The organism is Piscinibacter sp. (assembly GCF_047600445.1).
Lineage (GTDB): Bacteria > Pseudomonadota > Gammaproteobacteria > Burkholderiales > Burkholderiaceae_C > Piscinibacter.
Genome location: NZ_JASGKT010000002.1, coordinates 2640617 through 2660367, shown reverse-complemented (window position 1 = coordinate 2660367; position 19751 = coordinate 2640617). Strand labels below are relative to the sequence as shown.

17 protein-coding genes are annotated in these 19751 nt (G+C 70.3%); 4 read left to right on the top strand and 13 right to left on the bottom strand.

Annotated elements, in window-relative coordinates; all coding sequences use genetic code 11:
• Window position 1 precedes the first annotated feature (1 nt).
• Together QM792_RS16640 and dtd are read left to right on the top strand one after the other, a co-directional pair.
• On the top strand, window positions 2-892 hold the full coding sequence (locus QM792_RS16640) for a cation diffusion facilitator family transporter (protein WP_415151218.1): 891 nt from the start codon (window positions 2-4) through the stop codon (window positions 890-892).
• Window positions 889-1332, top strand: coding sequence for a D-aminoacyl-tRNA deacylase (gene dtd, locus QM792_RS16635; protein ID WP_415151217.1), 444 nt, complete (start codon window positions 889-891; stop codon window positions 1330-1332). The genes QM792_RS16640 and dtd overlap by 4 nt, the downstream gene beginning before the upstream one ends.
• A gap of 48 nt (window positions 1333-1380) precedes the next feature.
• Here dtd and QM792_RS16630 read toward each other — a convergent pair whose 3' ends face one another.
• From QM792_RS16630 to QM792_RS16620, 3 genes are all read right to left on the bottom strand, one after another.
• Window positions 1381-2349, bottom strand: a complete 969-nt coding sequence (locus QM792_RS16630; RefSeq protein WP_415151216.1) for a tripartite tricarboxylate transporter substrate-binding protein — start codon at window positions 2347-2349, stop codon at window positions 1381-1383.
• A 118-nt stretch (window positions 2350-2467) separates the two neighbouring features.
• On the bottom strand, window positions 2468-5485 hold the full coding sequence (locus tag QM792_RS16625) for an FAD-binding and (Fe-S)-binding domain-containing protein (protein ID WP_415151215.1): 3018 nt from the start codon (window positions 5483-5485) through the stop codon (window positions 2468-2470).
• On the bottom strand, window positions 5482-6174 hold the full coding sequence (locus QM792_RS16620; protein WP_415151214.1) for a GntR family transcriptional regulator: 693 nt from the start codon (window positions 6172-6174) through the stop codon (window positions 5482-5484). The genes QM792_RS16625 and QM792_RS16620 overlap by 4 nt, the downstream gene beginning before the upstream one ends.
• Before the next feature lie 103 nt (window positions 6175-6277).
• Between QM792_RS16620 and QM792_RS16615 the strand changes: the two genes are divergently transcribed.
• Window positions 6278-7519, top strand: a complete 1242-nt coding sequence (locus QM792_RS16615; protein ID WP_415151213.1) for a pyridoxal-phosphate-dependent aminotransferase family protein — start codon at window positions 6278-6280, stop codon at window positions 7517-7519.
• Window positions 7520-7551: 32 nt separating this feature from the next.
• A complete protein-coding gene (locus QM792_RS16610; RefSeq protein WP_415151212.1) occupies window positions 7552-8526 on the top strand; it encodes a Bug family tripartite tricarboxylate transporter substrate binding protein in 975 nt (324 codons plus the stop codon).
• Between the two features lie 18 nt (window positions 8527-8544).
• Here QM792_RS16610 and QM792_RS16605 read toward each other — a convergent pair whose 3' ends face one another.
• From QM792_RS16605 to QM792_RS16560, 10 genes are all read right to left on the bottom strand, one after another.
• A complete protein-coding gene (locus tag QM792_RS16605; protein ID WP_415151211.1) occupies window positions 8545-9636 on the bottom strand; it encodes a S1C family serine protease in 1092 nt (363 codons plus the stop codon).
• Between the two features lie 30 nt (window positions 9637-9666).
• Window positions 9667-10935 carry a nitronate monooxygenase gene (locus QM792_RS16600; RefSeq protein ID WP_415151210.1) on the bottom strand — a complete coding sequence of 423 codons (1269 nt, stop codon included), beginning with the start codon at window positions 10933-10935 and terminating at the stop codon, window positions 9667-9669.
• Between the two features lie 69 nt (window positions 10936-11004).
• Window positions 11005-12267, bottom strand: a complete 1263-nt coding sequence (locus tag QM792_RS16595) for a phenylacetate--CoA ligase family protein (protein ID WP_415151209.1) — start codon at window positions 12265-12267, stop codon at window positions 11005-11007.
• Complete coding sequence (locus tag QM792_RS16590) at window positions 12260-12562, bottom strand: hypothetical protein (RefSeq protein WP_415151208.1); 303 nt, start codon at window positions 12560-12562, stop codon at window positions 12260-12262. Before QM792_RS16590 ends, QM792_RS16595 begins: the two co-directional genes overlap by 8 nt.
• A complete protein-coding gene (locus QM792_RS16585; RefSeq protein ID WP_415151207.1) occupies window positions 12559-13365 on the bottom strand; it encodes an ABC transporter ATP-binding protein in 807 nt (268 codons plus the stop codon). The genes QM792_RS16590 and QM792_RS16585 overlap by 4 nt, the downstream gene beginning before the upstream one ends.
• Window positions 13366-13538: 173 nt before the next feature.
• The gene (locus QM792_RS16580) at window positions 13539-14867 is read right to left on the bottom strand and encodes an ABC transporter substrate-binding protein (protein ID WP_415151206.1); all 1329 of its coding nucleotides are present in this window, start codon (window positions 14865-14867) and stop codon (window positions 13539-13541) included.
• Between the two features lie 22 nt (window positions 14868-14889).
• On the bottom strand, window positions 14890-15954 hold the full coding sequence (locus QM792_RS16575; protein WP_415151205.1) for a branched-chain amino acid ABC transporter permease: 1065 nt from the start codon (window positions 15952-15954) through the stop codon (window positions 14890-14892).
• A 5-nt stretch (window positions 15955-15959) separates the two neighbouring features.
• Window positions 15960-16889 carry a branched-chain amino acid ABC transporter permease gene (locus QM792_RS16570; protein WP_415151204.1) on the bottom strand — a complete coding sequence of 310 codons (930 nt, stop codon included), beginning with the start codon at window positions 16887-16889 and terminating at the stop codon, window positions 15960-15962.
• 2 nt (window positions 16890-16891) lie between these two features.
• Window positions 16892-17677, bottom strand: a complete 786-nt coding sequence (locus QM792_RS16565; protein ID WP_415151203.1) for an ABC transporter ATP-binding protein — start codon at window positions 17675-17677, stop codon at window positions 16892-16894.
• A 1-nt stretch (window position 17678) separates the two neighbouring features.
• Window positions 17679-19625 (bottom strand): AMP-dependent synthetase/ligase, encoded by a 1947-nt coding sequence (locus QM792_RS16560; protein WP_415151202.1) that lies wholly within the window; start codon window positions 19623-19625, stop codon window positions 17679-17681.
• Between the last annotated feature and the right edge of the window lie 126 nt (window positions 19626-19751).

Sequence of the window (19751 nt, the reverse complement as noted above, 5' to 3'; positions counted from 1 at the left end):
GGTGCAGGCGAAGACCCTGCTCAAGCTGTCGGTGGCGGTCGCCGTGGCCACCATCGCGATGAAGAGCGGTGCGGGCTGGCTCACCGGCTCGGTGAGCCTGATCTCCGACGCGATGGAGTCCTTCGTCAACCTCGCCGCGGCGCTGTTCGCGCTGCTGATGGTGACGATCGCCGCGCGCCCGGCCGACGAGGGCCATCCGTTCGGCCACGGCAAGGCCGAGTACTTCTCCAGCGGCTTCGAGGGGCTGCTGATCGTCGGCGCGGCGCTGGGCATCGTCTGGGCGGCGGCGCAGCGCTTCGCGCACCCGCAGCCCATCGATCAGCTCGGCTGGGGCCTGGCGCTGTCGGCCGCCAGCTCGCTGCTCAACGGCGTGCTGGCCTGGCGCATGCTGGCGGCCTCGCGCGAGCAGCGCTCGATCGCGCTGGAGGCCGACGCGCGCCACCTCTTCACCGACGTCTACACCTCGGCCGGCGTGGTGGCCGGCCTGCTGCTGGTGCCGCTGACCGGCTGGCTGTGGCTCGACCCGCTGCTGGCCGCTTGCGTGGCGCTGAACATCCTGCGCGAAGGCCTGCGCCTGGCGCGGCGCTCGGTCGACGGGCTGATGGACACCGCCGTCGAGCCGTCGGTGCGCCAGCAGATCGACACGACGCTGGCGCAGTTCGCGCACCCGACGATCCGCTTCGACCACCTGGTGACGCGGCGCGCCGGCCAGCGCCGCTTCGTCGACCTGCACATGCACATGCCGGCCGGCTGGACGCTGGGCCGCGCCGCCGCGCTGCGAACCGACGTCGAGCAGGCGCTGATGAGCGCGGTGCCGGGGCTGCGCGCCTCGATCCAGTTGCTGCCGAGCGACGTGGAAGCGCACAACAACGACGTCGAGGACCCGCCGTGATCGCGCTGCTGCAGCGCGTCTCGTCGGCGCGCGTCGAAGTCGCCGGCCGCGTCACCGGCGCGATCGGCCCGGGCCTGCTGATGCTGGTGTGCGCCGAGCCCGGCGACGGCGAGGCCGTCGCCGACAAGCTGCTCGCCAAGGTGCTGAAGCTGCGCGTCTTCTCCGACGCCGCCGGCAAGATGAACCGCAGCCTCGCCGACGTGGGCGGCGGCCTGCTGGTGGTCAGCCAGTTCACGCTGGCCGCCGACACCACCAGCGGCAACCGCCCGGGCTTCAGCGGCGCGGCCGGGCCCGAGCTGGGCCGCCGGCTCTACGAGCGTGTGCTCGCCACGGCGCGCGCGACGCATCCGCAGGTCGAGGCCGGCGAGTTCGGCGCCGACATGCAGGTGCACCTGGTCAACGACGGGCCGGTGACGATCCCGATCACGCTGCGCGCGTGAACAAAAAGGGCCGCCCGAGGCGGCCCTTCGACGTGGCGTGCCCGACGCTCAGTCGGCGTACTGGCCGGCCGCCTTGATGGCCGGACCCCACTTGGCGATCTCGGCGGCGACGAACTTCTTGTGCTCGGCCGAGCCGACGCGGCCGTCGGCGACGACCACCGCGCCCAGCGCTTCCTGCTTCTTGATGAAGTCGGCGTCCTTCAGCGAAGCCTGCAGCGCCTTGTTGATCTTCTCCACCGCCGCCGCCGGCGTGCCCTTGGGCGCGTACAGGCCGTGCCAGATGGTCACGTTGAAGCCCTTCAGGCCCTGGCTGTCGAGCGTCGGCAGCTTGGCCAGCGCCGGGGTCTTCAGCGGCGCCAGCGTCGTCACCGCGAAGGCCTTGACCTTGCCGCCTTCGATCTGGCTGGTGGTGTTGGTGGTCTGGTCGCACATGATGTCGACCTGGCCGCCGAGCAGGTCGGTCATCGCCGGGCCGGTGCCCTTGTAGGGCACGGTGGTCATTTCCATCTTCAGGCTCTGCTGGAACAGCAGGCCGCACAGGTGCGAGGCCGCGCCCAGGCCGGCGTTGGCGAGGTTGACCTTGCCCTTGTTGGCCTCCAGCCACTTCACCAGCTCGGCGTAGTTGGCGGCCGGCAGCGTCGGGCGGCCCACCAGCGTCATAGGCACCTCGTTGATGAGGCCCAGGTACTCGAAGTCGCCCAGCGTGTCGTAGGGCAGCTTGCGGTACAGCGCCGGCGAGGTGGCCATGCCGACGTGGTGCAGCAGCAGCGTGTAGCCGTCGGCGGCCGACTTGGCGACCTTGGCCGCGCCCAGCGTGCCGCCGGCGCCGCCGACGTTCTCGATGATCACGGTCTGCTTGAGCTGCTGGCCCAGCACCACACCGAGGTCGCGCGCCACCTTGTCGGTGGGGCCGCCGGCCGCGAAGGGCACGACCACGGTGATCGGCTTGTCCGGGTACTCGGCGAACACCGCCGTGGCGGCGAAGGTGGCCAGGGCGGCCGTCAGCAGTCGCTTCATGAGATCGTCCTTTCGAGAGGGCGGGAAAGAGGTGGCGCGATTGTGGGCAGCGCGCCGCCGGGCGCCATGCCGGAAACTACGTAAACCCCCGGGTTCGATGGGGCCGGGTTGTTCTCCGTCAAACGCCGGGTTTCGGCGCCAGGTGCGCCGCCAGCACGCGCGCCACGTGCAGCGCCTCGCGCCGTGCGCCGTCGGCGATCTGGTGGCGGCAACTGGCGCCGTCGGCCACGATCCAGGCGTCGCCGGCCGCGCGCACGGCCGGCAGCAGCGACAGCTCGGCCATCTGCATGGACACCGCGTGGTGCTCGGCCTCGTAACCGAAGCTGCCGGCCATGCCGCAGCAGGACGATTCGATCAGCTCGGGGCTGGCGCCGGGGATCAGCCCGAGCACCTCCAGCACCGGCGCCATCGCGCCGAAGGCCTTCTGGTGGCAGTGGCCGTGCACCTTGATCGGCCGGCTCGCCGCCTCGAATTCCGGCGCGAAGCGCCCGGCGCGGGCCTCGCGGGCGAGGAATTCCTCGAAGGTCAGGGCCTGCGCGGCCACGGCGGCGGCCGCGTCGCCCAGGCCCATCACCAGGGCCTCGTCGCGCAGGCTCAGCAGGCACGAGGGCTCCAGGCCGACGATCGCGATGCCGCGCGCCGCGAACGGCGCCAGCGCCGCCACCAGCGCGCCGGCCGACGCCTTGGCGCGCTCGGGCATGCCGGTGGCCAGGTAGGTGCGGCCGCAGCACAACGGCTCGCCCCGCAGCCCCGGCACGTGCACCGCGTAGCCGGCGGCGCGCAGCACGCGCACCGCGTCGCGCGCGTTCTCGCTCTCGAAATGGCCGTTGAAGGTGTCGACCCACAGCAGCACGGACTTGTCCGCCGCGAGCGCCTGCGCCGCGCTTGCCAGCCCGTAGCCCGCCGCCTCGTGCCGCACGGTGTCGCGCCGCCAGCGCGGCAGGCTGCGCGCGGCGGCGAAGCCCAGCGCGCGCTCGCTCCAGCGCGCCAGCAGCGGCACGCGCTGTTTCGCCGATTCGGGCAGGTTGAACAGCCACGGCAGCGCGCTGGCGAAGCGCGCGTAGCGCGGCAGGTGGGCGATCAGCCGGTCGCGCAGCGTGTGGCCGTGGCGCCGCTTGTAGGCGGCGGTGGCCTCGACCTTCAGCCGCGCCATGTCCACGCCGGTGGGGCAGTCGCGCTTGCAGCCCTTGCAGGAGACGCACAGGTCGAGCGCGGCGCGCACCGCCGCGCCGTCCAGCGCCTCGTCCCCGAGCTGGCCCGACAGCGCCAGGCGCAGCGTGTTGGCGCGGCCGCGCGTGACGTGCTGCTCGTCGCGCGTGACGCGGTAGCTCGGGCACATGGTGCCGGCGTCGAACTTGCGGCAGTGGCCGTTGTTGTTGCACATCTCGACGGCCTTGGCCAGGCCGCCGGTGTCGTCGCCGCCGGTGCCGGGCGCGGTGGTGGCTTCGGTGACGGCGTCGTTGCGCACGTTCCACGCCGACCAGTCGAGCACCGGCGTCAGCGGGATCGTCCTGTACACGGGCGGAAAGCGGAACAGCCGCGCGTCGTCCATCTTCGGCGGGTCGACGATCTTGCCGGGGTTGAACAGGTTGCCCGGGTCGAGCCGCTGCTTGAGGGCGCGGAAGGCGTCGTCGATGCGCGGCCCGAACTGCCAGCGGATCCACTCGCCGCGGCACAGGCCGTCGCCGTGCTCGCCGCTGTAGGCGCCACGGTAGCGGCGCACCAGCGCGGCGGCCTCCTCGGCGATGGCGCGCATCTTCACGGCGCCGTCGCGCCGCATGTCGAGGATGGGCCGCACGTGCAGCGTGCCCACCGAGGCGTGCGCGTACCAGGTGCCGCGCGTGCCGTGCTTCGCGAACACCGCGGTGAGCGCGTCGGTGTACTCGGCCAGGTGCTCGAGCGGCACCGCGCAGTCCTCGATGAAGCTGACCGGCTTGCCGTCGCCCTTCAGGCTCATCATGATGTTCAGGCCCGCCTTGCGCACCTCCCACAGCGCCTTCTGCGCCGCCTCCTGCGGCATCTCGACGACGCTGCCGGGCAGGCCCAGGTCGGCCATCAGCTCGACCAGCGCGGCAAGCTGCTTCAACAGCGCCGCGCGGTCGTCGCCGCCGAACTCCACCAGCAGGATCGCGTCCGGCGCGCCGATCAGCGCCGTCTCGATCACCGGGCGGAACGCCGGGTTGGCGCGCGCCAGCTCGATCATCGTGCGGTCGACCAGTTCCACCGCGCTCGGGCCGAGCTTGACGATGTGCTGCGCCGAATCCATCGCGGTGTGGAAGCGCGCGAAGTTCACCACGCCCAGCACCTTGTGCGCGGGCAGCGGCGCGAGCCTCAGCGTCAGGCTGCGCGTCAGCGCCAGCGTGCCCTCGGCGCCCACCAGCAGGTGCGCGAGGTTGACGCCGCCGTCGGCGGTGTAGGGGCGCTCGCTGCGCGGCCGGAAGATGTCGAGGTTGTAGCCGGCCACGCGCCGCATCACCGTGGGCCAGTTCGCGTCGATCTCCGGCGCGACCGCTTCGGCCAGGCCGCGCACGAACTCGGCGATCTCGCGCTCGGCCGCGCCCAGCGTGGCCAGCGGGCCGAAGTCGAGCGCGCGGCCGTCGGCCATCCAGGCGGCGATGCGCTCGACGTTGTGCACCATGTTGCCGTAGGCGATGCTGCGGCTGCCGCAGGAGTTGTTGCCCGCCATGCCGCCCAGCGTGGCCTGCGCGCTGGTCGACACGTCGACCGGGTACCACAGGCCGTGGCGCTTCAACTGCGCGTTGAGGTGGTCGAGCACGATGCCGGGCTCGACCTCGGCGCGCCGCGCCTCGGCGTCGAGCGCGAGCACGCGGCGCAGGTGCTTGCTGAAGTCGACCACCAGCGCGGTGCCTGTGGTCTGGCCGCATTGCGAGGTGCCGCCGCCGCGCGGCAGCAGCGGCGCGCCCAGCTCGCGCGCGAGCTGCAGGGCCACGGCCACGTCGTGCGGCGTCCTCGGCACGAACACGCCGATGGGCATGGCCTGGTAGATCGAGGCGTCGGTGGCGTAGCGGCCGCACGAGGCGACGTCGAACAGCACCTCGCCCTCGGTCTCCTGCGCGAGGCGGCGCGCCAGCTCGTCGCGGTCGGCGAGCACGCCGCGGGGCAGCGGGGCGTTCATGCCTTGGCCTTTCCGTGCGGGTGGAGCTGGCCGCTGCGCATCAGCTCGAGCACCGCGTCGCGCTTGTGCACCAGGTGCTCGACCAGCAGCGCGCGCAGGCCCGCCGCGTCGCGCGCGGCCAGCAGCTCGACCATGCGCTCGTGCTCGCCGACCGCGCGCTGCCACTTCGCCTCGTCGAAGTTGGAGCGGAAGCGCAGCGCCTGCAGCCGCGCGTTGACGGTGCGCCAGGTCTGCGTCAGCACCGGGTTGCGCGCGGCGGCGTTGATCAGCGTGTGGATCTGCGCGTTGATGCGGTAGTAGGTGGGCAGGTCGCGGCGCGTGTACGCGGCCATCATCTCGAAGTGCAGCGCGCGGATCTCGGCCAGCTCGGCGTCGCCGATGCGCTGCGCGGCGAGTTCGCCCGACTGGCCTTCGAGCCCGGCGATCACCTCGAAGGTGTCGGCCACGTCCTGCTCGGACATCTGCGCCACCGCCGCGCCGCGGTTCGGCAGCAGCTCCACCAGCCCTTCGGCGGCGAGCATCTTGATGGCCTCGCGCAGCGGCGTGCGCGAGACCTTCAGCGCCTCGGCCAGCTCGCGCTCGTTGAGCTTGGCGCCGGGCGCCAGATGGCCTTCGACGATGCGCTGGCGCAGCCGCACGGCAACCTCCTGGTGCAGCACCTGGCGGGGGATGGAGATGATCTCGGCCATGCTTGGTATGCAAATAAGGCGGGGGTGTTGCGGCGTATTCTAGGGCAGCTTCGCTTGACAAATGAATTTTGTATGCAAAACTGATGAAAATTCAGGAGCCCGCATGATTCCCCTCGACCAGCACCCCAGCGGCCGCCATTTCCTCCAGATCCCCGGCCCCAGCCCGGTGCCCGACCGCATCCTGCGCGCGATGAGCCTGCCCACCATCGACCACCGCGGGCCGGAGTTCGGCCGGCTCGGGCTGAAGGTGCTGGCCGGCATCCAGCGCATCTTCCAGACCCGGCATCCGGTGGTGATCTACCCCGCGTCGGGCACCGGCGCGTGGGAGGCGGCGCTGGTCAACACGCTGAACCCCGGCGACGCGGTGCTGATGTACGAGACGGGGCACTTCGCCTCGCTGTGGAAGAAGCTCGCCGAGCGCCTGGGCCTCGCGCCGGAGTTCCTCGCGCTGCCCGGTGTCGACGCGGCCACCGGCCTGCCGTGGAGCTGGCGCAAGGGCGTGCAGGCGGATTTGATCGAGCAGCGCCTGCGCGCCGACACGGCCCATGCGATCAAGGCGGTGTGCGTGGTGCACAACGAAACCTCCACCGGCGTCACCAGCGACATCGCCGCGGTGCGCCGCGCGATCGACGCCGCCGGCCACCCGGCGCTGCTGCTGGTCGATTCGATCTCGGGCCTGGCCAGCGCCGACTACCGCCACGACGAGTGGGGCGTGGACGTCACCGTCAGCGGCTCGCAGAAGGGCCTGATGCTGCCGCCGGGCATCAGCTTCAACGCGCTGTCCCCCAAGGCGCTGGCCGCCAACAAGCGCGCGACGCTGCCGCGCAGCTTCTGGGCCTGGGACGAGATCGTCGAGATGAACAAGACCGGCTACTGGCCCTACACGCCCAACACCAACCTGCTGTACGGGCTGTCGGAAGCGCTGGACATGATCCTCGAACAAGGGCTGGACGCCGTGTTCGCGCGCCATCGCCGCTGGGCCGAGGGCGTGCGCAGCGCGGTGCGCGCCTGGGGCCTGCCGACGCAATGCGCCGACGCGGCGGTGCACTCGCCGGTGCTGACCGGCGTGGTCACGCCGCAGGGCGTGGACGCCGACGCGATCCGCAAGCTGATCCACGAACGCTTCGACCTCTCGCTCGGCACCGGGCTGGGCAAGCTCAAGGGCCGCATGTTCCGCATCGGCCACCTCGGCGACTGCAACGACCTGACGCTGGTCGCCGCGCTCGGCGGCGTCGAGATGGGCTTCAAGCTCGCCGGCGTGCCGATCGCCGACAGCGGCGTGCTGGCGGCGATGGAGTACTTCGCCGCGCACCCGCAGGCCACGCCTCTTCGCGCCGCGGCCTGACCACGAACATCACCACGACAGGAGACAAGACCATGCAACGCCGTTCGATCCTGAAAGCCGGCGCCGCCTCGGCCGCCGCGCTGGCCGCCCCGCGCGTGTTCGCGCAGCCCTGGCCGAGCGGACCGATCCGCATCGTCGTCGGCTTCCCGCCCGGCGGCGGCACCGACGCGCTGGCGCGTGTCGTCGCCGTCAAGCTGACGCAGATGTGGAGCCAGCAGGTGATCGTCGAGACCAAGGCCGGCGTCGCCGGCGTGCTGGCGGCCGACTACGTCGCGCAGCAGCCCAGCGACGGCACGACGCTGCTGATGGCGCACATCAACAGCCATGCGCTGGCGCCCAGCCTGCAGCCGAAGATGAACTACAGCGTGGAGCGCGACTTCGTGCCCATCGTGCTGGTGGGCGTGACGCCCAACCTGCTGATCGCTCATCCCGGCGCCGCGAAGACGGTGCAGGAGATCGTCGCGCAGTGCAAGGCCGCGCCGGGGCGGGTGAGCTTCGGCTCGGCCGGGCAGGGCTCGGCGCAGCACCTGGCGCTGGAGATGTTCAAGCTGCGCGCCAAGGTCGACGCGCTGCACGTGCCCTACAAGGGCAGCGGCCCGGCGCTGACCGACCTGATGGGCGGCCAGATCCAGTACTGCTTCGAGACCATGACCTCGGCCACGCCGCACGTGAAGAGCGGCAAGGTGACGGCGATCGCGCAGACGCGCACCAAGCGCGCCAAGGGCCACCCGAACGTGCCGACGATGGAGGAGCAGGGCTTCGCCGGCTTCGAGGCCACCACCTGGTACGGCCTGGTCGGCCCGGGCAAGCTGCCCTCGGCGATCGCGCAGAAGATGAACGAGGACGTCAACCAGGTGCTGGCGATGCCCGACGTGCAGGAGAAGCTCGAAACCTACGGCGCCGAGGACGGCGGCGGCACGCGCGAGAAGTTCGCGGCCTTCATCCGCAGCGAGACGGCGAAGTGGGCGAAGGTGGTGAAGGACGGGAACATCAAGGTCGAATCGTGAGTCCCCCCGCCGGGGTTCCTAGTCTTCCGACTCGGCCAGCGTCAGCGTCACCTTGCGCGTCGCGCCGGCGCGCCACAGCGTCAGCGTCGCGCTGTCGCCGGGGTTGAGCTTCTCCAGCGCGTCGAGCATGTCGTCGGCGTCGGCGATGGGCTCGCCGTTGATCGCGGTGATCACGTCGCCCTGCACCATGCCGCCGTCGCCGCGCGCGAAGGCCTTCAGCCCCGCCTGCGCCGCCGGCCCGCCGCGCTGCACGCGCAGCAATGCGACGCCCTTGGGCAGGCCGAGCGCGCGGTTGATGTCGGCGCCGCCGCCGGTGACGCCCAGCGCGGGGCGCACCATGCGGCCGTCGCGGATCAGGCGCGGCACGATGCGGTTGATCTCGTCGACCGGAATCGCGAAGCCGATGCCGGCGCTCGCGCCCGAGGGGCTGTAGATCGCGGTGTTCATGCCGATCAGCCGGCCGGCCGAATCGAGCAGCGGGCCGCCCGAGTTGCCGGGGTTGATGGCCGCGTCGGTCTGGATCGCGCCGCGGATCGTGCGCCGCGTCACCGACTCGATCTCGCGGTTCAGCGCGCTGACGATGCCGATGGTCAGCGTCTGGTCGAGCCCGAAGGGGTTGCCGATCGCGTAGACCTGCTGGCCGACCTGCAGGTCGCGGCTGGTGCCCACCGGCAGCGCGCGCAGCTTGGACAGCGGCGCGGCGATCCTCAGTACCGCGATGTCGCGGTCGGGGAAGGCGCCCACCAGCTCGGCCTTGTAGCTGCTCTGGTCGGCCAGCGTGACGCGCGCGCCGCTGGCCTCCTGGATCACGTGGTAGTTGGTGACCACGTGCCCGGCGGTGTCCCACACGAAGCCGGTGCCGGTGCCCTTGGGCACCTGCTGCACGTTGCGCGAGAACAGCTCGCGCTCCAGCCCCAGCGCGGTGATGTTCACCACCGCCGGCGAGGCGGCCTTGAAGACGGCGATGTTGTTCAGCTCCTCGGCCGCCAGCGGGCCGCGTGGGGCGACGGCGCGGGGTGGGGCCGGGGTGCGGGGTTGGGCCGCGGCCGGCTGGGCGGCCAGAAGGACGGGCAGCAGCAGGGCTGCAAGCCGCGCGGGGGAAGGTCTCATCGTCGGCCTTGGATCGGCGAGCTTCGGATTTCAGCCGGCGACGGCCTCGGGCTCAGCCTCGGGCAGCACCACGGCCGCCCCGGTGCTGAACTGGTAGTCGCGGAACACATGCTCGGCGCTGAGCAACTGGTAGCTTCCGTCGCCGCGCCGCACCGAGGTGTCCTTCAGGCGCCACGCGCTCTGCCCGCAGGTCCAGATCGCGAAGTTGCGCATGTGGGTGCACAGGCAGGTCTTGTCCTGCACCGACACGCGCTTGGCGTCCGGGTGGGCGGCCACCTCGCGGTTCCAGGCCTCGATGTAGGCGCACTTGCCGTTGGCGTCGAGCAGGTAGCCGTAGGCCTCGCAGTTGGGGCGGATGCCGTCGCCGATGCCGGGGCTGGCCTTGATCATGCGCATCGGGTAGCCGGTGGGCGAGATCTGGTTGACCTCGATGTCGTCTTCGACGGCCTTGAAGTACTCCTGCTTGACCTCGTCGGGCAGGCCGCATTCGCGCGTCACGGTGAAGCGCGTGGCCACCTGCACCGCCGCCGCGCCGGCTTCCAGGAAGCGCACCGCGTCGCCGCCGGTGAAGATGCCGCCGGCCGGGATCAGCGGGATGTCGAGCTGCTCCTGCGCGAGCCAGGCGCGGATCTCGGCGACGATGGTGGCCAGGTCGTACTGCGCCCAGTCCATGCCGAAGCCCAGGTGCCCGCCGGCCAGCGGGCCCTCGACCACCACGTAGTCGGGCAGCCGGTTCAGCCGCGCGTTCTTCTTCAGGAAGAGCTGCAGCGCGCGCAGCGACGAGACGATGATGCCCAGCTTCGCGTCGCGAAAGCGCGGATGCGATTCGATCAGCGCGAACGAGCCGAGGTGCAGCCCGGCGGCCAGCGTGACGCCGTCGATGCCGGCGTCGAGCGCGGAGGCCAGGCGCACCGCCAGCGTCTCCTTCGGCGCGTTCATCGTCAGCTTCTCCATGCAGTTGATGAACACCAGCCCCGAGCCGGTCTTGCGCTGCATGGTGTGCTCGACGTGCAGCCGGGTCGCCTCGGCCAGGTCGCCGAGGTCGAACTTGACGGCCGACTTGTCCGGCGAGTCGACGTTGTACTTGTACTGCGCCTGCTTGGCCTTGACGTACTTGGTCTTGTAGCGCCGGTCGGTGACCGTCTTGATCATCGCGTCGGAGATGTGGCCGACGCCGCCGAGCCGCGCCGCCTCGAGCGCGAGGTCGGAGGACGAGATGTCCACGCCCATGCCGCCGATCATGATCGGCACCAGCTCGTGTCGGCCGAGGCGCAGGCGGAAGTCGTCGAGGGCTTTCATCGCTCAGAGGTTCGTGCTCGCCGGGTGGCAAAAGCGCCCATTGTCCCCGACCTCCGGGGCGCCGTGATGTCAGCGGTAGCTGCGCGCGTCCTCGATCACCTTGCCGTCGTTGGGCAGGCTGCCCGGCGCGACGAGTTCGACCTCGGCGCGCAGCTTGGTCACGTCGCGCACGCTCTCGGCCAGCTTCGCCGCCAGGCCCTCGGGGGCGCCCTCGACTTCCACCTTCAAGGTCATCGTGTCGTTGGCCATCTCGCCGGCGACCACCAGGCGCGCGCGCCGCACTTCGGGGTGCCGGCGCGCCACCTCGGCCACCTGGCTGGGGTGCACGAACATGCCGCGCACCTTGGCGGTCTGGTCGGCGCGGCCCAGCCAGCCCTTGATGCGGGTGTTGCTGCGGCCGCTGGGGCAGGCGCCGGGCAGCACGGCGGAGAGGTCGCCGGTGCCGAAGCGCAGCATCGGGTAGTCGGCGTTCAGCACGGTGATCACCACCTCGCCGACCTCGCCGTCGGGCAGCGGCTCGCCGGTGCCGGGGCGCACGATCTCGAGGATCACGCCTTCGTCGAGCACCAGGCCCTCGCGCGCACGGGTTTCGTAGGCGATCAGGCCGACGTCGGCGGTGGCGTAGCACTGGTAGCCCTGCACGCCGCGCTCGGCCAGCCAGTCGCGCAGCGACGGCGGGAAGGCCTCGCCGCTGACCAGCGCCTTGCTCAGCGAGGGCAGCGCGACGCCGCCCTCGGCGGCCTTCTCGAACAGGATGCGCAGAAAGCTCGGCGTGCCGGCATAGCCGTGCGGGCGCAGCTCCTGCATCGCCTGCAACTGCAGCTCGGTGTTGCCGACGCCGCCGGCGAAGACGGTGCAGCCCAGCGCGTGCGCGCCGGTCTCCATCATCGAGCCGGCCGGCGTGAGGTGGTAGCTGAAGCTGTTGTGGACCAGGTCGCCGGCGCGAAAGCCCGCGGCGTGCATCGCGCGGGCGATGCGCCAGTAGTCGGGCGCCGCGCCCTCGGGTTCGTAGATCGGCCCGGGCGACTGGAACACGCGCCGGGCGCCCGAGGCCGCGCGCAGGCCGCGCCAGCCGATCGCCGAGAAGCCGCCGAACGGGTCTTGCGCGCGCTGCGCCTTCTGGCGCTCCAGCAGCTCGTGCTTGCGCAGCACCGGCAGCGCGGCCAGCGCGGCGCGCGAGCCGATCGCGGCCGCGTCCACGCCGGCCAGCAGCTCGCCGAACGCCGCCGTCTTCTGCGCCGCCGCCACCTGGCGCGGCAGCGCGGCCATCAGCGCCGCCTCGCGCGCGGACGGCGCGCGGGTCTCCAGCACGTCGAAGTGATCGTCAGTCATCGCGGTCGCTCCAGCCGGCCAGCTTCTTCTTCAGCTCGGCGCTCCAGTCGCGCAGCATCGCGCTCGTGGTCAGGGTTTGGTGGGTCCACTCGGGGCTGTTGCGGTTCGGGCGCTTCACCATCGAGGCCTTCAGCGCCGCGCCGTCCACGGCCAGCTTCGCGATGCCCAGGCCGTTGCGCTCGAACTGGCCGGCGCGTTCGGCCAGGCCCATCTCGCGCAGCTCGCGCCGGGCGCGCTGCAAGGCCTCGTCGGGCTCGAACGGCGGCGGCGCGAAGCCGCCGAGGTCGTCGCTCACGCCAGCCACCTCTTGCGCCGCTTGTAGCTCTTCACGTCGCGGAAGCTCTTGCGGTCGCCGCCGCCCATGCCGAGGTAGAACTCCTTGACGTCCTCGTTCTCGCGCAGCGCCTTGGCCTCGCCGTCCATCACGATGCGGCCGTTCTCCAGGATGTAGCCGTAGTCGGCGTAGCGCAGCGCGATGTTGGTGTTCTGCTCGGCGAGCAGGAAGGTCACGCGCTCCTTGGCGTTGAGGTCCTTCACGATCTCGAACACCTCCTCGACGATCTGCGGCGCCAGGCCCATCGAGGGTTCGTCGAGCAGCACCATCTTCGGGTTGGCCATCAGCGCGCGGCCGATCGCGCACATCTGCTGCTCGCCGCCCGAGGTGTAGGCGGCCTGCGAGCCGCGGCGCGTCTTCAGGCGCGGGAAGTAGTTGTAGACCTTCTCCAGCGTGGCGGCCACCGCCGCCTTGCCGTCGCGGCGCGTGTAGGCGCCGGTCATCAGGTTCTCCTCGATGGTCAGGTGCGCGAAGCAGTGCCGCCCCTCCATCACCTGCACCACGCCGCGCTGCACCATGTCGGCGGTGCTGAGCTTCTCGATGCGCTCGCCGCGCAGCTCGATGGAGCCCTTGGTCACCTCGCCGCGCTCGCCGGCCAGCAGGTTGGACACGGCGCGCAGCGTGGTGGTCTTGCCCGCGCCGTTGCCGCCCAGCAGCGCGACGATGCCGCCTTCCGGCACCTGCAGCGAGACGCCCTTGAGCACGAGGATCACGTGGTTGTAGATGACCTCGATGCCGTTGACGTTCAGGATGATGTTGCTCATGGCTCGGTGTGATCAAGCGGCCGCCGCGGAACCGGCTTTGCCGGGCCGCCGGCGGCGCCCCCTCGAGGGGGGTGAGCGCGGACGAGAGGGTCTGCCTGCGCAGACCCGAACGCCTCGCGAACCGCCCGAGCTCTGCGAGGGCGAGGGCCGGCGTGAGCCGCTCCGGGGGTGGGTCATGACTGGCAGTCTTCGGGCGTGCGGCGCGTCAGCTTCTTGTCGCCGGCGTACTTGTCGGCCGCGGCCTTGACCATCGGCTTGAGGATCTGCTCGTCGGCCTGGTACCAGTCGGAGCTGAAGTTCCACTTCTGGCCGTCCCAGGTGTGCAGGCGCACCCACGACGAACCCATGTGGTCGCTGCACGAGGTGGACAACGGCCGCATCATGCCGGCGAAGCCCAGCGCGTCCAGGCGCTTCTGGTCGAGCGCCAGGTTCTCCAGGCCCCAGCGCACCTGCTCGGAGCTCATCACCTTGCCCTTGCCGAAACGCTCCTGCGCGCGGCGCACGGCCTCGATGCCCAGCATCTGGATGATCACGCCGCGCGTGTACAGCACGCTGCCGACCTCGTCCTTCGGCCCGGTGCCCTGGCCCTTGTCGTGCACGAACTTCAGGATGTCCTGCATGACCTTGGACTGCGTGCCCGAGGGGTTCAGCGCCAGCGCGGTGTAGCCCTTGGCGCCTTCGCCGACGTCCTTCACGTCGGGCTCGGCGCCCGACCACCACACGCCGTACATCTTCTCGCGCGGGTAGCCGGTGGCCTGCGCCTCCTTCAGCGCGGTGCTGTTCATCACGCCCCAGCCCCACAGCATCACGAAGTCGGGCCGGCTCTGGCGCACCTGCAGCCACGCGGCCTTCTGCTCGACGCCCGGCGCGGTGACGGGGATCAGTTGCAGATCGAAGCCGTGCATCTTGCTGCGCTCCTGCAGCAGCGGGATCGGCTCCTTGCCGAACGGGCTGTCGTGGTAGACCAGCGCGATCTTCTTGCCCTTGAGCTTGTCCAGCCCGCCTTCCTTCTTGCCCAGGTGCTGGATGATGACGTCGGCGGCCGTCCAGTAGCTGCCCATCAGCGGGAAGTTCCACTTGAAGACGTTGCCGTCCTGGCTGGCGGCCAGGCCGTAGCCCAGCGTCAGCAGCGGGATCTTGTCGGCCGGCACCTTGTCGGTCAGCGCGAAGGTGATGCCGGTGGCCTGCGGGTCGACCAGCGTGTTGGTCTTGCCCTTCAGGCGCTCGTAGCACTCCACGCCCTTGTCGGTGGCGTAGCCGGTCTCGCACTCCTCGTAGGCGATCTTGACGCCGTTGATGCCGCCGTCGCGGGCGTTGATCATCTTGATGTAGTCCTGCTTGCCGTTGGCCCAGGGCGTGCCGTTGGGCGCGTACGGGCCGGTGCGGTACACCAGCAGCGGGAAGAACTGCTCCTTGGCCTGCGCGAAGGCCGGCGCGCTGCCGAGCAGGCTGCCGGCCGCGCCCAGCGCGGCCAGGGTGAGGGCGAGGGTCTTGAACTTCATCGTTTGTCTCCGGGTCGGTGGGTCAGTGAGGGAAGGGCCAGAGGCGCAGCTTTTCCTTGCCGATGGACCACAGCCGGGCGAGGCCATGCGGTTCGACGACGAGGAAGAACACGATCAGCGCGCCGAAGATCATGAAGGTCAGGTGCGAGGCCAGCGCGGTGTCGATCGGGATGCCGAACCAGTACGGCAGGTTGTCCAGCACGATCGGCAGCACGACGATGAAGGCCGCGCCGAAGAAGCTGCCCATGATCGAGCCGAGCCCGCCGATGATCACCATGAACAGCAACTGGAACGAACGGTCGATGTTGAAGGCCGCCGGTTCCCACGAGCCCAGGTGCACGAAGGCCCACAGCCCGCCGGCCACGCCGACGATGAAGGAGCTGACCGCGAACGCGGTGAGCTTGGCGTACACCGGGCGGATGCCGATCACCGCGGCGGCCACGTCCATGTCGCGGATCGCCATCCACTCGCGGCCGATGTGCCCGCGCACCAGGTTCTTGGCGAGCACCGCGAAGACGATCACGAAGCCGAGGCAGAACAGGTACTTGGCCACCGGCGACTCGATCGGGATGCCCAGCACGTTCAGGCCCGCCACGCTGACCGAGCCCGACGAGGAGTCGTTGGTCACCCACTTCAGCCGCAGGCAGGCCCAGTCGACGAAGAACTGTGCCGCCAGCGTGGCCACCGCGAGGTACAGGCCCTTGATGCGCAGGGAGGGGATGCCGAACAGCACGCCCACCAGCGTTGCCGCGCCGCCGCCGAGCAGCAGCGCGAGGATCACCGGCATGCCCTCGATGCGCGCCTGGAAGTTGTAGGCCGCGTAGGCGCCCACCGCCATGAAGGCGCCGGTGCCCAGCGAGATCTGCCCGCAGTAGCCGACCAGGATGTTCAGCCCCAGCGCGGCGAGCGAGAGGATCAGGAAGGGGATCAGGATGGCGCGGAACAGGTACTCCGGCGCCACCAGCGGCACGACGGCGATCGCGAAGACCAGCAGCAGCGCGATCGCGATGCGGTCCTGCGCGATCGGGAAGACCGCCTGGTCGGCGCGGTAGCTGGTCTTGAACTGGCCGTTTTCTCTGTAGAGCATGGTTCTCAGACCCGATCAATGATCTTCTCGCCGAACAAGCCTTGCGGCCGAACCAGCAGGAACAGGAGCGCCAGCACGTAGGCGAACCAGATCTCGATGCCGCCGCCGAGCATCGGCCCGATGTAGACCTCGGAGAGCTTCTCGCCCACGCCGATGATCAGGCCGCCGATGATCGCGCCGGGCACCGAGGTCAGGCCGCCGAGGATCACCACCGGCAGCGCCTTGAGCGCCACCAGCGAGAGCGAGAACTGCACCCCCAGCTTGCTGCCCCAGATGATGCCGGCCACCAGCGCGACGAAGCCGGCCACGCTCCAGACGATCACCCAGATGCGGTTCAGCGGAATGCCGATCGACTGTGCGGCCTGGTGGTCGTCGGCCACCGCGCGCAGCGCGCGGCCGGTGGCGGTCTTCTGGAAGAACAGGCTCAGCAGGGCCACCAGCGCCGCGGCGATCAGCGCGGCGTAGACGTCCTCCTTGTTGACCAGCACGCCGCCCTGGAACAGGTTCTCGAACAGGAAGATCGGGTCCTTGGGCATGCCCACGTCGATCTTGTAGATGTCGTTGCCGAAGAGCGTCTGGCCCAGGCCGTCGAGGAAGTAGGTGATGCCCAGCGTCGCCATCAGCAGCGTGATGCCCTCCTGGTTCACCAGCCTGCCCAGCACCAGCTTCTCCACCGCCCAGGCCACCACCACCATCACCGCCATCGCGGCGACGAAGGCGAGCAGGTTGCCCACCAGGGCGCTGTCGATGCCCAGCCATTTCGGGATCCACTCGGCGAAGCGCGCCATCGCGAGCGCCGCGAACAGCACCATCGCGCCCTGCGCGAAATTGAACACGCCCGAGGCTTTGAAGATCAGCACGAAGCCCAGCGCGATCAGCGAATACAGCATGCCCGCCATCAGGCCGCCGAGCAGAGTCTCGAGAAAGAATCCCATGGTCAGTGGCTCGTTCCGAGGTAGGCGTTGATGACGTCGGGGTTGCTGCGCACCTCGTCGGGCGTGCCGTCGCCGATCTTCTTGCCGTAGTCGAGCACGACGACGCGGTCGGAGATGTCCATCACCACGCCCATGTCGTGCTCGATCAGCACGATGGTGGTGCCGTACTCGTCGTTGACGTCGAGGATGAAGCGGCTCATGTCCTGCTTCTCCTCGACGTTCATGCCGGCCATCGGCTCGTCGAGCAGCAGCAGCGTGGGCTCCATCGCCAGCGCCCGGCCCAGGTCGACGCGCTTCTGCAGCCCGTAGGGCAGGCGGCCGACCGGCGTCTTGCGGTAGGCCTGGATCTCCAGGAAGTCGATGATGCGCTCGACGAACTCGCGGTGCGCGATCTCCTCGCGTTCGGCCGCGCCCCATCGGATCGCCTGCTGGAAGAGGTTGCTCTTCATGCGAAGGTTGCGGCCGGTCATGATGTTGTCGAGCACGCTCATGCCCTTGAACAGCGCCAGGTTCTGGAAGGTGCGCGCGATGCCGGCCTCGGCCACCTGGCGCGAGTTCATGTGCTTGAAGGTCCGGCCGCGCAGCGTGATCGAGCCTTCCTGCGGCCAGTAGACGCCGTTGATGCAGTTCAGCATCGAGCTCTTGCCCGCGCCGTTCGGCCCGATGATGGCGCGCACCTCGTGCTCGCGCACGTCGAAGCTGATGTCGGTCAGCGCCTTCACGCCGCCGAAGCGCAGGCTGATGTTCCTGACGTCGAGGATGACCTCGCCGATCTTTCTTTCGGCCATGTCAGGCTGCCTGCTTCATCGTGGGGAAGGTCTTGGCGTCGACGATCTTCAGCGTCGCCGAGACCATGCCGGTGCGGCCGTCCTCGAACTTCACCTGGGTCTCGACGTACTGCTCGCTCTTGCCGCCGTACAGCGCGTCGACCAGCACCTGGTAGCGCTCGCCGATGAAGCCTCGCCGCACCTTGCGCGTGCGCGTCAGCTCGCCGTCGTCGGCGTCGAGTTCCTTGTGCAGCACCAGGAAGCGGTGGATCTGGCTGCCGGCCAGCATGGTGTCGGCGGCGAGGTCGGCGTTGACGCGCTGCACGCACTCGCGCACCAGCTCCAGCACCTCGGGCTTGCCGGCCAGGTCGGTGTAGCCGGCATAGGGCAGGTTGCGGCGCTCGGCCCAGTTGCCCACCGCCTCGAAGTCGATGTTGATGAAGGCGCACACCTTCTCGCGCTTGTCGCCGAAGGCAACCGCCTCCTTGATGTGCGGGAAGAACTTCAGCTTGTTCTCGACGTACTTGGGCGCGAACATCGCGCCGTCGTTGGCGCCGCCGGCGATGCGGCCGACGTCTTTCGCGCGGTCGATGATCTTCAGGTGCCCGCCGGCGTCGAGGAAGCCGGCGTCGCCGGTGTGGTACCAGCCCTCGGCCGTCAGCACCTCGGCGGTGGCGGCCGGGTTCTTGTAGTACTCCTTGAGCAGCCCGGGCGACTTGATCAGGATCTCGCCGCTGTCGGTGAGCTTGACCTCGACGCCGGCGATCGGCACGCCCACGGTGTCGGCGCGCGCCTCGTGGTCGGGCTGCAGGCAGACGAACACCGCCGTCTCGGTCGAACCGTAGAGCTGCTTCAGGTTGATGCCGATCGAGCGGTAGAAGCTGAACAGGTCGGGCCCGATCGCCTCGCCCGCGGTGTAGGCCACGCGCACGCGCGAGAAGCCCAGCGTGTTGCGCAGCGGGCCGAAGACCAGCACGTTGCCCAGCGCATAGGCCAGGCGGTCGACCATGCCGACGGGCTTGCCGTCCGTCAGCCGCGGGCCCACGTCCTTGGCCACGCTCATGAAGAAGTGGAACAGCCGGCGCTTGATCGCGCCGGCGTCCTCCATGCGGATCATCACGCTGGTCAGCAGGCCCTCGAACACGCGCGGCGGCGCGAAGTAGTAGGTCGGGCCGATCTCCTTCAGGTCGATCGACACCGTGGCGGCCGACTCGGGGCAGTTGACCACGTAGCCGCAGGCCAGCCACTGCGCGTAGCTGAAGATGTTCTGGCCGATCCAGGCCGGCGGCAGGTAGGCCAGCACCTCTTCGCGCTCGGTGAGGTGGTCGAAGTCGGCGCCGGCCTTGGCGCGGTCGAGCAGCGTGAAGTGCGTGTGCACCACGCCCTTCGGGTTGCCGGTGGTGCCGGAGGTGAAGAACATCGCCGCCACGTCGTCGGGGCGGCTGCGCGCCAGCTCGGCGTCGAGGTGGGCGGGGTGGGCCTGCGCGAAACGCCGGCCTTCGTCGATCAGCGCGTCCAGCGCGGCCAGGCCCGGCTCGCTGTAGTTGCGCAGGCCGCGCGGGTCGTCGTACCAGATGTGTTGCAGGCGCGGGCACTGCGCGCGGATCTCGAGCAGCTTGTCGACCTGCTCCTGGTCTTCGACGACCGCGAAGGCCACGTCGGCGTTGACCAGCGGGAAGACGAACTCGGCGCAGGCCGCGTCCTGGTACAGCGGGATCGGCACCGCGCCCAGCCACTGCGCGGCCAGCATCGAGGCGTACAGGCGCGGGCGGTTGTCGCCCACCACCACGACGTGGTCGTCGCGCTTCATGCCGGCCGCCGCGAAGCCGCCGGCCAGCTCGCGCGCCAGCACGGCGAGCTGCGTCCAGCTCATCGTCTGCCAGATGCCGTAGACCTTCTCGCGCAGCGCCGGCGCATCGGGGCGCTGCGCCGCGTGATCGAGCATCAGTCGGGGAAAGGTCGTCTGCACCTTGGCGGTCTCCTATCGGTGCCTGCACTGTAGGCACGAGTTTGACGCCGTGTTGTCGTTGTGACGACAATCTCCGGGACACCCCCGAGGGGGGTTTCCCGCATGAACCCCTCGTGAGCTCCTCCT